Raw genomic sequence first — 15444 nt, 5'->3', positions numbered from 1 at the left:
GGGGGCTTTCTTCAAATCCATTTGCACGAAACTATATTTTGGTTATGGTAACTTGAGTACGCAGCCCTTCGATCAGCTCCCGTGTTGCCAGATCATCCGAGAAAGCTGTCGCACTCCCTGAAGCAACTCCTGTGCGGAAGGCTTCAAGCAAATCTTCGTTCAATACAAATGTTCCAACAAATCCGCCGATCATGGAGTCTCCTGCACCAACGGAGTTTTTCACGACGCCTTTTGGTACGTTCGCGTGATACACATCCGTTTGGGTAATCAACAGCGCACCTTCTCCAGCCATGGAAATCAGCACATGTTTGGCTCCCGCTTCCAAGAGCTTGCGACCGTACGTCACCAGTTCTTCCTGTGTCTCGATGCTTACTCCGAACAGCTCAGCCAGTTCATGATGGTTCGGCTTCACCAGCAGCGGTTCATATACCAGAGCATCCATTAATGCAGGTCCCGTCGTATCGATTACAAATTCCGCACTCGTTCGCTTGCATACGTTAATGAGACGATCGTAGAAATCTGCTCCAAGCGAAGGCGGTATACTTCCGGAAAGAATGACGATATCTCCTTTTTGCAATGAAGACAGCTTGTTTAGCAACTGCTCAGCTTCCTCTGGACGAATGGCTGGCCCCAGCCCGTTAATCTCCGTCTCGTCTCCATGCTTCAGCTTGATGTTAATGCGGGTATCATCTGCAATGGTAATAAAGTCCGTCTGGATCTGATCTTCCTGCAACTTGTCATTAATGAAACGACCCGTAAATCCTCCCAGGAACCCAAGTGCAGTGTTATCTGCCCCCAACTGATTAAGCACTCTTGATACGTTAATTCCTTTTCCTCCGGGAAGTTTCAGGTCCCGGTTCATGCGATTCAATTCACCTAGCTTCAGATCATCCACTTCCACGATGTAATCGATGGAAGGATTAAGTGTCACGGTATATATCATGGTTATCCCTCAATTATTTTAGTTTTCTGGGTGATTACAGAACGCCAATGTTCCGGCATATGCTCGGTGATCAAGTCCGCCTCCTCCAGGTCAAACAGTTTGGCAAAAGTTATTTCCCCAATCTTGCTGGAATCAGCCAGTACATAAGATTTCCCGGACAATTGATGTGCACGTCTTTTAATCAAGGCTTCCTCTGGATCAGGAGTCGTATACCCCATTTCGGCATCCACCCCGTTGGTTCCAATAAAACATTTATCAAAACGGAAATTATCCATGTTCTGTAATGCAATACTGCCAATCACTGCTTTGGTGTGAATTTTCATCATTCCGCCAAGCAAGTAACTGCGTATTCGTTTGCTCACCAGTGCCTCTACGTGTGAAAGACCATTCGTCACAACTGTAACATCCCTAGCTTCAATAAAAGGAATCATCGCTAATGTAGTTGTCCCCGCATCCAGATAGATACATTCGCCATTGTTGATCTCCTGTGCTGCTAAACGAGCAATGGTCGTTTTTTGTTGAATGTTTTTGAACGTTTTTTCTTCCATGCCTGGTTCCGGTGTCTTTTCATTCACCAGAGAAGCACCACCATGTATACGCTTTAACATCTGTCGACTTTCCAGGTCAATCAAATCACGTCTAATCGTTGATTCAGAGGCTCCAATTACATCGACAAGCTCTTGCAGTTTCACAATCCCTCTTTGTTGTAAGCGCTCTATAATTGCAGCATATCGTTCTTCAGTCAGCATATTCATTCCTCCAACTGCTTCTATAGTACCACATAATCCACAAAAAACAATCATTTTCATTCAAAATAATTTACAAACCTCCAAAAACAGTCAACACCTGACTTTTAACGGTACTCCGTTAACCAATCAGTTAAAGAAAAAAACTGCAACGGCCCTATTCGGCGTACCATTGCAGAATGAATATTCGTTCGCTATTTGGCAAGCATTCATACGTTCAATTATAGAATAGTTCAACCTTATCCGGCTTAGGTTTTATCCAATTTCCTTCTTCATTGATGAACGCCCCCTTGAAACGTCCCATCTCCAATTGTTCGATTAGCTTGTTCTCATCCATTACTAGAATCTCGGACAATTGCTGTAGATTATAATAGTCGTCTGGATCGTAATCCAGAAAAATAGGAACAGCCGTGTCATACAGTTCCCTGATTAGATTTTCCAATGAATGACGTCCAAGGTTGTCCATGGTTTGAAAGTACTTCAAATCATGAGACACCAGATTGCGGAAAGATTTATTTTTAAGATTCATCCATAGTGTATTACATGCCTGAATGCTCATGTAGTTCTGCTCTACATCATAATATTGGATTTCTTCAATCTTCATATACCTTTCCTGAAAAGCCACAATTTTGATCAAAGGTTCATTTCGTTGACGTGATGCTTTCTTCAGATGAGTTCTAAACCCCTCATAATCCATGATTCTCACAATAATCTATCGCCTGCCTTAACACTGTATAATTCGACATTTTACAACATTATGCAAGCAACCGTAAATGTACATCGATAAAAATAAAACCGTACAGCGTATTAACGTGCTGTACGGTCATTTATGGAACTCAATATGAAGGTACATCCTTCATTCGAGTACTTTGTTTCTTTATTTTCAAATTCCAACTCCGCTCTTTGTCCAGGTTGCGGTAAATTCCTGCTCATTATACTCGAAAAATTGCTGCATAATCTGCTCACGATCGTCCAGAAACAATTGGTCTGCTACAGCCGAAACCAATTTCGGCACGGCATTACGTGTCCCCGATATCGCTGAAGCGGACAGACCGCAACTCGCAAGTGCAGAGTAGTTGAAAACAAACAAGCCTCGCAACTTATGTTCTCCTTCTTCATCTCGGCTGGTCAATGCGAATCCGGGACTAAGATATGGGTGTGCGTCCAGCAAGTCATTCCGTTGTTCAGTCGGGGCCTCATAACGATCCGCCCAGCGTGCAATGTGCGCTTCGACCATCCGAAGCTCAGGACGGAGAGCCGGATCACTCACTATGCCTGTACTTATGACCAGAAAATCAAAGGAAAAACGGCCCTTCGGTGTAGTCACGACCGGTTTTCCATCTTTCATTTCCACGTCCAGCCAAGGTGCTTGAAGATGTAATTGGAAACCGGACCATGCAGCTGCCCGATTGAAGGTATCATTCGTAGGTGGCTGATTATACTTGAAAAAATGTGAAATGGCTGCGTACTTATCCTCGTCCGAGAGAACATGAAATCGCTCAATCATACCGGATTGTTCCATCTGACGAATTGGATTTACACTTGGCAATCGTTCTCTCCGTACAAATACGTGAGCCTCAGATACACCTGCCGCAAGTGCATGGTTCGCATTATCAAAGGCAGAAGCCCCACCACCAAGTATGGCAATTCTTTTACCTTTCAACTGTTCAAAATCGATTATTTCCGACGTATGTGCATACAGATGTTTAGAGAGCTTCTCTGCAATCAGAGGCGGTACATGCCACTCTCCACCTCCCTGAATGCCAGTGGCCAAGACCACCTTGCGAGCCAGCAGTTCATTGGATGGAGCCCCTGCACCGGAGATGTGCAGTCTGTGTATCCCTTCATCCGCAGGTTCAATCAATGTTAGTTTCACTTCATTCAACACTGGCAGATTGAGCACTTGCCTGTACCAACGCAGATAGTTCATCCATTCGCTTCGCGGTATTTTATCAACCTCTGCCCATCCCTCAGAACCAGCTTTCGCTTCCCACCACGAACGGAACGTTAGAGATGGTATTCCCAAATCTATGGAGGTCAGATGTTTCGGTGTACGCAACGTTACCATTCGGGCGTAAGTTTCCCAAGGTCCTTCCAACCCCGCGGCATTTTCATCGATGACCAGAATGTTGGAGATTCGCTCACGCAGGAATCCAAAAGCAGCTCCCAACCCGCTCTGCCCACCCCCTACGATAACAACATCATAGATGTGACCTTCAGCATGTTCTCGCGGGCGTATCCAATCTGCTCCACCATACGCCAAAAAAGCGAGATCCTGTGCTACACGTTGGTTCAAAGATTCGAGACTCATTATTCATCAGCCCTTTCAAGATGCACGATATGATCAAGTAATTCTCTTTTTTAGGTTGTGGATTAGATTGCTTTGTTGTATGGTCGTTTCGGAATCTTGTGTCATATTGGTGTAAATTAATTAGCAATAAGACAATTATTTTCATGCTGACCATGAATTACGTTAGATATATTAGCGTTATTATATGAGTTCTCTTTCTCATTTTGAAGTTAACGGCAGGTTTATTGTCATCATATCTAAAAATAACTAACATACTTGTTCATCTTAACGAAACATCTCATATTAAATGGTTGGTGTTAACAATACATATGTACCCCTCCGATCATTTTTATAAAAAATGCAAAAAGACAGAGCGGGGACTAAACCCGTTCTGTCTGAAGAGGGTTAAACGATATGAACATCGTCTCATGAATAAGTCGCAAAAGAGAAATCTACTTGCCTTCCTGTTCACGACGCTGTAATTTCTCATTCGTTAATTTCTCAGGCGTAACATCGTTGCCCAAAGGGTCCACAACGGACATACCCAGCATCGTTGTAAGCACCTGACCTCGAATGGCCTTCAAATACTGTTGTCTGAGCTCGTGTTGCTCGGCTTGTTCTATGCTTGTCAGTCCAGTGCTGCGTTGCTTTCTGCTTAATTCGTTAATGCGTCCCAAAATAGGAATCATGGAATCACCTCGCTTGCCATTTAATGATGAGGAATATCCGTAAATCTAATTGATTCTCATCCCAATGTCAATAGGACCCTGTCTGTGAAGTTATTTAATATTTATTGATTAATCAATTACAATCGAGCAAATAATTAAGCTATCTCCTTTGTAATTCCTGGATAGTTCGTGTAATTCCATCCTCAAAAGACGTCGCCTCAATCGGACCGATGCTTCGCTCATACTTCGTTTTGCTTAATACCAGAGGATCTCGTGTCAAATATAACATCTCCACAATTTCTCTCATCACTGGCTCCCCCAAGCCAATCAATGAAAGCCCAATCCTTCCTAAGGCCATCACTGGTTTGGATGTACCCGCTGCCTTTTGCGCAATTCGTACAAGTTCTTTGCCAGATATCGTTCCCGAGCCAGGGATGTTCCAGTTCTGCCCGTAAGCGTGGTCCTTCCCTGCCAATTTCACGACCATAACAGCTGCATCGGGCAAATAGATATATTCTCGTGGAGTCTTCATATTTCCGATAAAAAAGGCCATCTTTCCTTTCGCTATCGCTTCAAGAGTAGATCCCAAATAGGAAGCCTGATTGGCCGTTGGCCCATAATAATCCGGTAATCGAACAATCATCACTTGAGCTTTAGTCCACTTGTTAGCAAATAACATCTGCTCATAAGCCAGTCGGGTTTTCCCTTTTCGAGTATGGGGTTGCTTCGGATGCTCCTCTGTTACCTCTTTCATTTGTGCTCTGCCATAAGGATAAATCCCGTCAATCACCACGATCTTCAGCCCCAATTGTTCGGCTGCCTGCATCACAGATTCACCCAGCGGGATCAATCTGCTCTCCATCTCGTGATACGGTACATTCGCACAATGAAACATCATATCCACTTCTTGAGCAGCAGCAACAATATCTTCCGGTTGAAAAGCATTACCAACAGCAATCTGAAGATGATCCGGTAAACCCAGCTCTTCTGCAAGTTGCAATAGCTTTTGACGTGAACGACCAAAGGCGATCGTTGGAATCCCCTTTTTGACCAGTTCTTCTGTAATTGCAGCACCTGTACCGCCTGTGGCACCAATAACGATTGCTTTTTTCATCTCAAATCAACCTCTTTCATTTTCAAATAGTTATTGATCAATCACTAACTTAAAAACAATATAACGCATAATTAGTGATTGATCAATAACTAAATTTCAAAAAGGGCTATTTCTCCCTTTCTATCTATCTTTAAGCTCTGGCATATCCAGCGCAGTCGATACATTACATAACATGCCTATTGCCAGAAATATCATCGTTCTTTGCGTCGGATTGGCAATGCCTGCAGCTGTGAAAGCCTCTAACACCATGGATCGTACCTCACCAAATCCTTTTTGCATCGCCTGACGGATCACTTCTTCCTGAACCGTCTGCGCCTGCATTTGCAGCAAAATTTCGTTCTTGTGAGATTTAAGAATCTCTTCATAGGCTTCAATCAATTCGTTCTCCAACTGATCAGGAGTAGATGTCTCCACCACAATTCGGAACGAATCAATCACTCTTGTCCAGGATACCTCCAGTGCTGTTAGCAATAGAGCTTCTTTGGTTTTGAAAAAACGAAAAATATATGGTTGCGAAATTTTGGCCCTTTCAGCCACCTGAGCTGTTGTCGCGCGGAAATAGCCGATCTCTGCAAACACCTCAATAGCAGCGGATATGATATCGTCACGACGATTAACGGAAACTGTTGCATCTTTAGCCATGAGAACCAACCTCCATTCATAGTTATTAATTGATCAATAGCTTGAAGTATATAGGAAATTTTAATTCATTGCAAAAGGGACCTCTGCTACCAGAAGACTGCCCGCTTTGGAATGGATTCATCTTCACATTTCTACCCTGTTGCAAAATCAAAACAGTCGTGATATATTAATTGAGCCATCAATGATTGATGCATCAAATATTGATACGTCAATGATTAATTTAGCAGATATTACTGATACTGACTAAGGTAATGGCACTGTATAATGGCAACTTTATGTATTTTGTTCACATAAGCCGTTGTTCATGGTCGAGATTCACCCGGGAGGTCTAGTCATGACACGTGTTTTTTCAAAGGAAGAGCAGATCATCAATCTGCTTAACGGGCTGGGCAACAAGATCAGCCCCAAGTTCGAACGCTGTACGGGCATCAGCTCATCGCGCTTTGAGATTTTGCATGAGTTGGATCAGGTTGACGAGATTAATCAGTCCATGTTGCAAAAGATCATTAATATCGACAGTGCGGCGATCACTCGCCATCTGAAGCAGCTTGAAGCCGATTCGATGGTCACCAGACGTAAAAATCCGGAAGACAACCGAGTCACCTTTGTCCGCCTTACGGACGAAGGACGGAAGCAAATCGAAGGTTATAAGGTAGAGAAAACCAACTTTATCCATCAGATTCTACAGGATTTTAGCGAAGAAGAGATTCATCGGCTTGCTGATTTCCTGGAACGTATGCAAAACAATTTCTAAACCCAAATATAAAGGAGAGAACCATTACATGAGTACAATCCAAAGCACTTTTCAAAAAACAAATGATTTTAACGAAATTACCTACGGCCGCCGGTCTGTAAAACTATACGATCCTGAAGTGAAAATCAGCCGTGAAGAAATGACAGAAATTCTGGCAGAAGCTTCACGCGCACCTTCTTCGGTTAATATGCAGCCATGGCGTTTTCTGGTCGTAGATACGGCTGAAGGGAAAGAAAAGCTTGCTCCCCTTGCCAAATTCAATCAGAATCAAGTACTGACTTCTGCCGCTGTTATTGGTGTGTTCATTGACATGAACAATGCGGAACATATGGACGAAATCTTCAGCAAAGCGGTTGAGCTTGGTTACATGCCACAAGAAGTCAAAGATATGCAAATGAAAGCTGTTAAACCTTACTACGATAACATGCCCGCTTCTGCTCTTCGCGATGTCAATCTGATTGACGCAGGTCTGGCTTCCATGCAATTGATGCTGGCTGCACGTGCTCATGGGTATGATACTAACCCAATCGGTGGTTATGAGAAAGATCACATTGCTGAAACTTTCGGTATGGATAAAGATCGTTACCAACCAGTAATGTTAATCTCGATCGGTAAATCGGCCAAAGAAGGTCATCCTTCCTACCGTCTTCCTGTTGAGAAAATTACGACTTGGGCATAATATTTGGAAATGTTTTCGTCCCAGCACCTTTATGTTCAGAAACAATAACCACATTCTAATTACACTAATGGAGGTTGAATATTATGATTATCATTCACGCTCACTTGCAAGTTAAACCAGATCAGGAACAAGCTTTTTTGGACGCAACGAAAGTGCTGATCACTGCAACACGCAAGGAAGAAGGCAACATCAGCTATGATCTCGCTAAAAGTACAGAACGCGAACATCATTACACGATGATTGAGTTATGGAAAGACGAGGCCGCTACAGCTTCCCACAACACAAGCGAACATTTCCAGACTTTTGTACAACAAGCAGCAGCATTCATGGCCGCTCCAATGAACGTTGAAGTATTCGCTGGAGAAGCGGTTAAACATTAAAACGACTCCGTGCATTAATTAAGCAGACCGACAACATCGTCGGCTTGTGAAACAGAAGCCGCTCCTCGTCATACTGACGGGTGAGCGGTTTTTGATATTGAAAGAAAAACATTATGATGACCTCATCCACTGCCAACTCCAATGAAGATCCGTCCTCATTACGTTTCAGCACAACCGTCTCAATCTGTTGATGATCGTCTGAAGCAACCAGCTTCTCAATGTTTTTTTTAGCAAGCATTCGACTGGACTGTTCTCCAGACGTGATATTTCAGCTTCATGGCCTTTGAGCGTATCTTTCCGATACGTTAAATAGACTTGCTTGGCAATAAGGGCGAGTTCGATCGCCCAATCAATCGCCGCATTACCACCACCCGAGATCAGAACCGTTTTGTCCTTGAAGCTGGAGAGCGATTTGACTGTATAATGTAATAATTGAAATTGCGAATGCACAAATCGCCAATCTGAGATGTATTATTGTCTAATGGAAGCTTAATACAGGTGAGCGTATTCCGAAGGAGAAACACCAAATTTACAGCCAACACTAATTGCAACATCATGAATCAAGTAATTACCTGATCTCAACAGCTCCCCCGCCCTCTCCATGCGGTAATGGATGACATAGTCGATGGGGCGAAATCCCGTGTATTTGTGAAAAAAGTAGGAGAAACGCTTTGAACTCATGCCATGTAACCCAACTAACTCATCGAGTGTCAGCAGATTCATGTAATGTCCATGTTCCTGCAGCATAACCAGTAATTCAATCACCCTTGGGTTGGCTTAAAATAAAATAATATGCCATTCACTTGTGAGTCCAACTGCATGCCTGGTGCTGCATGAAAAACGGACCCGGGCTGTAATTCGTATACCGCTCCATCCACTGACATGCTGGCTTCTCCCGTATCACAAAAAGAAATCCATGATTTAATGTTCTGAATTCACGCAATATACTTTTAGGCTGCAAAACTAAACGATTGATTCCATCTATTTTAAAAGAATTATCTGCAAATATTGAAGCTAATTGATCCACATCTGTCATGGTAATTCCACCTATCTTTTTAGAAACGGTTTAAACTGTGCCTATTTTATCTTATCACACGAATCAAGTCATACGGAGCAACCTAGTTTTACTTCTGCCCATCAAAACTACAAAAAAAATGCTACCCCTTGTCTTGACGACAAAAGATAGCCTGATTAGCTAGGTGTTCAATTCCTCTAAAGCTTTTTGGATTATTTCTTCAATAATAAATAGACAAAATACGGCACACCGATTAAGGAGACCATAATTCCTGCTGCAATTCCATCAGGATCAACCAGGTTGCGCCCAACCGTATCGGCAATTAATAGAAGCCAGCCTCCAAGTAGAACAGCAACAGGTATGAATAACGAGTTACGTGGACCGACCAACGCTTTGGCCATATGAGGAGCCATCAAACCGATAAACGCGATTCCACCAGTTACCGATACAGCAGAAGCCGCAGCGGCAACGGCAATCACCATGAGTACCAAGCGTTCCCGCTCCAGCTTCAACCCCACTCCGATCGCTGTTTCTTCGTTCAGTCCCATGAGATCAAGTCTTCTTGTTCTGAACAAAGTAAGCGGGATTAATACAATCAGCCAAGGCAGCAAAGCCCAAATGAATGGCCAGTCTGCCCCCCATATGTTTCCGGATATCCATTTGGCAATAAAGTCGACCTTGGAACGTTCCGCCGAAGATATGATGACGATCATGATGCCTGACAGCGCCATTGAGAATCCAACCCCGACCAGCACCATTTTTATGGGATCAAGTCCCTTGGTCCGGCTAAAGGAGAACATATAGATGAGCGCCGCAGTCAGCAATGCTCCTATAAAAGCAGCTAACGGCAGCATATAGACGAACGTACCAGGTTCGATCGGGAAATACAGAAAGAAGATCGCAACGGCTACGCCTGCACCGGAGTTGATCCCGATGATACCTGGATCGGCCAAGTCATTACGCGTAACACTCTGCAAAATGGAGCCTGACAGCGCAAGCGCCATACCGGCCAGTAATGTAATAAAAATTCGGGGTAATCGGACCGAAAACAGAACAAAATCCTCTTTAAATGTACCTTGGCCGAATAACACCGGAATTACCCTTTTGAAGGACAATGAGGAATACCCCCAGCTCATACCTACCACAGCCGTGATGAGGATCAGCAGCAAACACACGAACAGAATTAGTCGTTGCTTACGAATTCGCGTAGACATCGTCGTCATTAGAACGCTTTGCCCCCTCTACGCACAACGAACAGGAAGAAAGGTAAACCAAGCATGGAAGCAATGGCAACCACAGGAGTTTCGTAAGGTGCATTTATCGTTCGACCCAGCGTTTCAGCGAGCAGCATAAACGATGCTCCGGAAAAAATGGATACGGGTATAATATACCGATAATCCGTGCCCACCAATTTACGGACAATATGGGGGATCATTAAACCGACAAAGGCCATATTTCCGATCAATGCAACCGACGCTCCGGTAAGCACGATGACCAGCAGGAACAGAACTGTTTTGACGAGTACAAGCTTCTGCCCCAGTCCAGTCGCCACCTCATCACTCAGGCTAAGAATATTGATTTGGTTGGATAGGAATGGGACTATGGCTAGACCAATCAGTATGACAGGTGCAATGGCTTGAATCTGGCCCCATGTTGTTCCGATGAGTCCTCCTGAAGTCCACATGGATACATCCTTGGAAATTCTGAAAAAGATACTGATGCCATCGGAGATGGCATACATAAAAGCGGATACCGCTGCCCCGGCCAGCACTACACGAATAGGGGATAAACTTCCCCTCCGCATCGAGCCGAGCACTATAACCAATGCCGCTCCAAGTGCAGCACCAACAAAACAAGCGACCATAATCCCAAAATATCCGAGTGCTGGCATGAAAACAAAAGCCAGGGCGAGTGCCATATTGGCACCTGAAGTCAGACCGAGCAGTCCGGGATCAGCCAGTGGATTGCGAGTAATGCCCTGCATGATGCCTCCGGAGACGGCGAGAGCCGCTCCGATCAGCATGGCAGCAAGTTCCCTTGGAAGTCTGATCTCTCGCAGAATAAGAATATTATCGTTCTTAGTCGCAGAGGTCAGGGTCAACCACAGATTGCGGAATGTCGTTTCTTCTGCACCAAACATCATAGCGATGATGAAGCACACGATAAGTACGAGTACACTACCCAGCAGCTTGGTTGCAAACCGAAAAGGAAGTCGTTTATTTTTCATCGCATTCATTGTTTACTTGCCAAGAAAATGTTGGATAAAGAATTCCAGCTGGTATTCCATGCTGAGTGGATCATTGAAGTAAAATGCCTTGGCATCCGCTTCAAATACTCGATTATTTTTCACCGCTTCAATATTTTTGTATGTTTCGGTATTCTGGAACGAATTGTCTTCGTCGACATTTTTACTGAATATTACATAATCCCCCATGTAGTCTTTCAGTACTTCGTTCGATACAGCAAAGAATCCGTCTTTCTTGGTAGCTTCCTTGACCTTATCTGGCATGCCTAAACCGAATTGATCATACAGTATTTCCGTTCCACGTCCGAATTTTTCGCCATACACATAAAGTTGTTTATTGAACGTTTCAATAACGGATACAGTCGCATTGGCGCCAATTTTAGCTTTGATTTCCTCCCCTACTTTTTTGCTTCGAGCGTCAAAATCGTCAACCCAAGCCTGTGCTTCTTTTTCTTTGTTCACAAGCTTTCCGATCTCCAGTTGTTGCTGGAGGAAGTCCACCTTACCATATGTATAGGTGACGGTTGGTGCAATCTGCTTCAGCTTATCTACGTTCTTGATATCAGACAGGCCGATAATCAGATCCGGGTTCAGCTCAATAATTTTCTCCAGACTTTCGTCGGTAACCGCCTCTGTATTCGCCAGTTTTTCTTCGAAATTCGGGTTCTCCTTGGACATTTCATCCACGCCAACCAGTGGTACATCTAGTGCCATCACATTTCCTGTCAGGAATCGGGTCAGCACAACCACACGTTGAGGGTGGGAAGGAACTTCCACAGGGCCTGTCTCCGATTCATAAGTGAACGTGCCCGAATCTGATCCGGATGAAGAAACTGCTGAATCCGTGTTCGAAGAAGTGGATTCGTTGGAAGCAGCATTCTCCGTTGTATCATTGGCTGAATTGCTTCCACAGGCGCTAAGCAATAAAACCAGAACAAATATTAATGGAACCAAAAGCTTTCTCATTAGATGACTCTCTCCCTTTTCTCTTTGAATATGAAAATCATTCTCATTACAATAGCTAATTATAGGCATGCAGGATGAACCTAACCATGCCTTTTTGTTTGAGAAAACCTTTGGATTATTGAATGCTCGTCCATAAGGATACAGCTCGTCGGAGCTGCAAACGAATGGAAACCGGATTGTAGGGTACCCATTCTTCCTGCTCTAGATCATAGATCCGATTTTGCTTCACAGCCTCGAGTCCTTTCCAGTGTTCCGAGTTAAATATAACTTCTGAGTGGGCCTTTGACCCTTTTTCATCTGGAAAAACTATGACGAGCATACGAGTGCCCTCGTAATCTTGTAGTTCGGATAGTAGGATAGAGATCGAATGAAATTGATCGCCATACCTCTGTATTTCCTGGGCAATCTTGGCCGGAGGACGTAATCCGAGCGATTGATACATCACATATCCGACATTTCTGATTCCATATATTTGTAAGCTATCTGGTTTTATGACAAGAATGGTCAGCGTCTCATTCACAATCTGGCTTTGTTGAATGGCTTCCCGTGCCTGCTGTTCCTCCCTTTCAAATTCCGAAAGCCATTGTTCTGCCTGTTCTCTTCTCTGAATCGCCTGTGCAATCAAACGCAGATGCTCTTTCCAACCGAGCTCCATCCATGGTATTTCGGCAATAGGGGCGATATATCGCAGGCGTTCAGGGCTTAATTCATTAAGGGTCAGATGCAGATTTGCTGCGATAATGAGTTCAATATTAGCTTCCAGCAGAGCAGATTTTACTAGCTCAGGTGAACTGTCGGAATGGATAAAACGTATGGTTTGAGGGGAGGGCATCCCCTCTGTACTCACATATTCGCTGCTTTCCGAGATGATAATCGTTGGCTCCAAGCCAAGTAACATCATATGGCTCGCATACGGTGCACACCACACAGCTACACGTTGAAATGGCTTTTGGCGCGTATAACCTGAAGGACTTTCTCCTGTCTGCTGCTTGAAGCGGCGGCTGAGATAAAATTCATCCTTGTATCCAACCTTCAGCGCAATCTCACGAAGTGAAGCGGACTCGTTAATCAATAACTCTTTGGCCCGGTGAACACGCAGGCGCGAAAGATATTCAATAGGCGAAAATCCAGTTAGCTGCTTAAATAGAGTGGAGTAGTGAGAGCGACTGACCCCTGCAATTTCGGAAAGTCCTTCGGTTGTTATTTTCTCACTAAAATGGTTCTCCATAAATGCAATGCTGCGTTCCATGGATGGCTGCTCACTCGCAATGTATCTTGCTTCCATTCGCTCCAACAGACTCATCAGAACTTGATGAAACAGAATCTGGTTGCGCATATGTCTGACTTCGTTGCCAGGTAAACGATACATATACAGCTCCTCAAGCTGTGCTGCAATCGCAGGTTCATAAAACTCAATATGGGTTCCTGCTGTAAGCACACTAGACCGTCCCATGGCTTCCATGGGTAGTGACCCCTTCTGTTCTTGCGTACTAATGGAGAGGGTGTATATATGAAGAGGATGCGTCGGATCCCCCTGTATAACAACATCACTTTTCGCTGGAATAAGCAGTACCATACCATCGGTGAGTTCGTACATGTGATTCTCGAGATGAAGTGAACCCTTACCACTTGAAACGGCCAACAGAACGGTCAGGTTCTCGTGGATTCTATGTATAGGCATGGTTGACGTACTATACAATGATTGAATGCCGTCTGCTGTATATATTGGAAAATAGGACTCTGCCCATTCCGAGTTGTTCATTTTCTTATCCTCCGTGACTGTTATGCCTGTTAGCGGGTAGCAAATAGATATTTCCGTTATCGGATGTATAAGACTATTTTAACATCGTGTCTTCCTGCAGAATACTATCAATCAGAGCAACCCGCCCGGATTGACTCCTTAACTATTAACAGAAAACGTAATCATGAATTAGATATTCCGTGACAAAGGTACAGAACGTGATCGGCTTTCACAATCTCATCTTGTGACTTTTGGGTTCCTTTTTGCAGACCTCACGGACCAAGCCCTCCGAATTTTTCTCATACCAAGCGATCTCATCAAGCTCGCGATACCCGGTTGTTCCCGCTTTACATGCATACTGCCATTCCACTTCTGTAGGAAGACGATAGCTATCTGCTCCCAAGTTACAGACGACACTCTAAATTCTTTAACCGGACTCCATACGTTCCCAAAAATCGCAAGCCCTGATGATTTACTCAGAGTAGCGAAGAAGAATTTAAGTAACGTTTTGTTATCTGGGTCATATAGTGAATAGACAAATGACTATTTCTTAGGAGGTTTTTTTTATGGATCGTGGATTTGGAGGAGGGTTCGGGCGTCCTTTCTTTCGACCGTTTCCCCATCCGTTTTTCCCCCGTCGTTTCTTGTTCCCTTTCTTCTTCTTTTCACCCTTTTTCTTCCCATTCTTTAGGGATGGTAATTCAGACGACATGTTATTCGCGCAACATAGCTGCCATCCAGGTGACACACTTGCCTCGATCGGCCATAAATATAACATGCCTCATTCCATTCTAGAGGAAGCTAACCCTCACCTTGCTAACCCAAGTCAATTGAGCCCAGGAGAAATCGTGTATATCCCGCGCATATCAAACATGATGTGCCAAAAGACATATTCAGAGATGCCTACTTCCATACAACAACAGACGATGCAGCATGGACAAAAAGCATAATCTATACCTGTTACGCTAATCTACACGATAGAATAAGCAGGCTCTACCGGTGGTATTTCCGACCAGGTCAATCAAATGATTACCGATATGCCCATTGCCGTTTCTTTCTCCATCTTGCTTATCATGATGAAATGTTGGCAAAGAAAAGTTCCAATTTAAACATTTCCCAAACTCAGATCGAAATGTAATTCAAATACCCTTGAGTTTTTCAGTGCTCAAGGGTATTTTTTTCTAAAGAGAGAACAAATTAACAATGTATGATCTGAACTTTTTTGAAAAATAAAGTTGCAACTTTCAGAATACCCGCATTT

General features: G+C 43.9%; 17 protein-coding genes and 2 pseudogenes. 4 read left to right on the top strand and 15 right to left on the bottom strand.

Going from position 1 to position 15444, the window contains the following annotated elements; translation table 11 throughout:
• Positions 1 to 31 precede the first annotated feature (31 nt).
• The 7 genes from pfkB to JNUCC31_RS25555 all read right to left on the bottom strand — a co-directional run bounded on the left by pfkB (position 32) and on the right by JNUCC31_RS25555 (position 6403).
• On the bottom strand, positions 32 to 943 hold the full coding sequence (gene pfkB, locus JNUCC31_RS25585; protein WP_192265849.1) for a 1-phosphofructokinase: 912 nt from the start codon (positions 941 to 943) through the stop codon (positions 32 to 34).
• A 2-nt stretch (positions 944 to 945) separates the two neighbouring features.
• The gene (locus tag JNUCC31_RS25580; RefSeq protein ID WP_192265847.1) at positions 946 to 1692 is read right to left on the bottom strand and encodes a DeoR/GlpR family DNA-binding transcription regulator; all 747 of its coding nucleotides are present in this window, start codon (positions 1690 to 1692) and stop codon (positions 946 to 948) included.
• Between the two features lie 214 nt (positions 1693 to 1906).
• On the bottom strand, positions 1907 to 2395 hold the full coding sequence (locus JNUCC31_RS25575) for a hypothetical protein (RefSeq protein WP_192265845.1): 489 nt from the start codon (positions 2393 to 2395) through the stop codon (positions 1907 to 1909).
• 177 nt (positions 2396 to 2572) lie between these two features.
• Positions 2573 to 4000 carry an NAD(P)-binding domain-containing protein gene (locus tag JNUCC31_RS25570; RefSeq protein WP_192265842.1) on the bottom strand — a complete coding sequence of 476 codons (1428 nt, stop codon included), beginning with the start codon at positions 3998 to 4000 and terminating at the stop codon, positions 2573 to 2575.
• Between the two features lie 431 nt (positions 4001 to 4431).
• Positions 4432 to 4668 (bottom strand): DUF896 domain-containing protein, encoded by a 237-nt coding sequence (locus JNUCC31_RS25565; RefSeq protein WP_192265840.1) that lies wholly within the window; start codon positions 4666 to 4668, stop codon positions 4432 to 4434.
• A 139-nt stretch (positions 4669 to 4807) separates the two neighbouring features.
• Positions 4808 to 5761 carry an SDR family NAD(P)-dependent oxidoreductase gene (locus JNUCC31_RS25560; protein ID WP_192265838.1) on the bottom strand — a complete coding sequence of 318 codons (954 nt, stop codon included), beginning with the start codon at positions 5759 to 5761 and terminating at the stop codon, positions 4808 to 4810.
• Positions 5762 to 5881: 120 nt separating this feature from the next.
• Complete coding sequence (locus JNUCC31_RS25555; RefSeq protein WP_192265836.1) at positions 5882 to 6403, bottom strand: TetR/AcrR family transcriptional regulator; 522 nt, start codon at positions 6401 to 6403, stop codon at positions 5882 to 5884.
• Positions 6404 to 6737: 334 nt separating this feature from the next.
• Between JNUCC31_RS25555 and JNUCC31_RS25550 the strand changes: the two genes are divergently transcribed.
• The 3 genes from JNUCC31_RS25550 (at position 6738) to JNUCC31_RS25540 (ending at position 8216) form a co-directional block, all read left to right on the top strand.
• Positions 6738 to 7157: a MarR family winged helix-turn-helix transcriptional regulator gene (locus tag JNUCC31_RS25550; protein WP_192265834.1), complete on the top strand. Its 420-nt coding sequence runs from the start codon at positions 6738 to 6740 to the stop codon at positions 7155 to 7157.
• Between the two features lie 28 nt (positions 7158 to 7185).
• Complete coding sequence (locus JNUCC31_RS25545; RefSeq protein WP_192265832.1) at positions 7186 to 7836, top strand: nitroreductase family protein; 651 nt, start codon at positions 7186 to 7188, stop codon at positions 7834 to 7836.
• A gap of 83 nt (positions 7837 to 7919) precedes the next feature.
• Complete coding sequence (locus JNUCC31_RS25540; protein ID WP_192265831.1) at positions 7920 to 8216, top strand: putative quinol monooxygenase; 297 nt, start codon at positions 7920 to 7922, stop codon at positions 8214 to 8216.
• 112 nt (positions 8217 to 8328) lie between these two features.
• Here JNUCC31_RS25540 and JNUCC31_RS25535 read toward each other — a convergent pair.
• The 8 genes and pseudogenes from JNUCC31_RS25535 to JNUCC31_RS25505 all read right to left on the bottom strand — a co-directional run.
• A pseudogene (locus JNUCC31_RS25535) lies at positions 8329 to 8645 on the bottom strand (NAD(P)/FAD-dependent oxidoreductase); the annotation flags it as partial.
• A gap of 60 nt (positions 8646 to 8705) precedes the next feature.
• Positions 8706 to 8981: a helix-turn-helix transcriptional regulator gene (locus JNUCC31_RS33560; RefSeq protein ID WP_228469245.1), complete on the bottom strand. Its 276-nt coding sequence runs from the start codon at positions 8979 to 8981 to the stop codon at positions 8706 to 8708.
• Complete coding sequence (locus JNUCC31_RS33890; protein WP_267132487.1) at positions 8978 to 9100, bottom strand: hypothetical protein; 123 nt, start codon at positions 9098 to 9100, stop codon at positions 8978 to 8980. Before JNUCC31_RS33890 ends, JNUCC31_RS33560 begins: the two co-directional genes overlap by 4 nt.
• Before the next feature lie 343 nt (positions 9101 to 9443).
• Positions 9444 to 10454, bottom strand: a complete 1011-nt coding sequence (locus JNUCC31_RS25525) for a FecCD family ABC transporter permease (RefSeq protein ID WP_228469244.1) — start codon at positions 10452 to 10454, stop codon at positions 9444 to 9446.
• The gene (locus tag JNUCC31_RS25520; protein ID WP_192273325.1) at positions 10454 to 11458 is read right to left on the bottom strand and encodes a FecCD family ABC transporter permease; all 1005 of its coding nucleotides are present in this window, start codon (positions 11456 to 11458) and stop codon (positions 10454 to 10456) included. Before JNUCC31_RS25520 ends, JNUCC31_RS25525 begins: the two co-directional genes overlap by 1 nt.
• A 12-nt stretch (positions 11459 to 11470) precedes the next feature.
• Positions 11471 to 12442, bottom strand: coding sequence for an iron-hydroxamate ABC transporter substrate-binding protein (locus JNUCC31_RS25515; protein WP_192265830.1), 972 nt, complete (start codon positions 12440 to 12442; stop codon positions 11471 to 11473).
• A gap of 115 nt (positions 12443 to 12557) precedes the next feature.
• Positions 12558 to 14204, bottom strand: a complete 1647-nt coding sequence (locus tag JNUCC31_RS25510; protein WP_192265829.1) for a helix-turn-helix domain-containing protein — start codon at positions 14202 to 14204, stop codon at positions 12558 to 12560.
• Positions 14205 to 14430: 226 nt separating this feature from the next.
• Positions 14431 to 14598: pseudogene (locus JNUCC31_RS25505) on the bottom strand (SUMF1/EgtB/PvdO family nonheme iron enzyme); the annotation flags it as partial.
• 151 nt (positions 14599 to 14749) lie between these two features.
• Here JNUCC31_RS25505 and JNUCC31_RS25500 point away from each other — a divergent pair.
• Entirely contained in the window at positions 14750 to 15133 is a 384-nt protein-coding gene (locus tag JNUCC31_RS25500; RefSeq protein WP_192265826.1) for a LysM peptidoglycan-binding domain-containing protein, read from the top strand.
• Positions 15134 to 15444: the final 311 nt, after the last annotated feature.

Origin of the sequence: Paenibacillus sp. JNUCC-31 (assembly GCF_014844075.1) — a bacterium.
Taxonomy (GTDB): domain Bacteria; phylum Bacillota; class Bacilli; order Paenibacillales; family Paenibacillaceae; genus Paenibacillus.
This window is presented reverse-complemented; position numbering and strand designations above follow the sequence as displayed.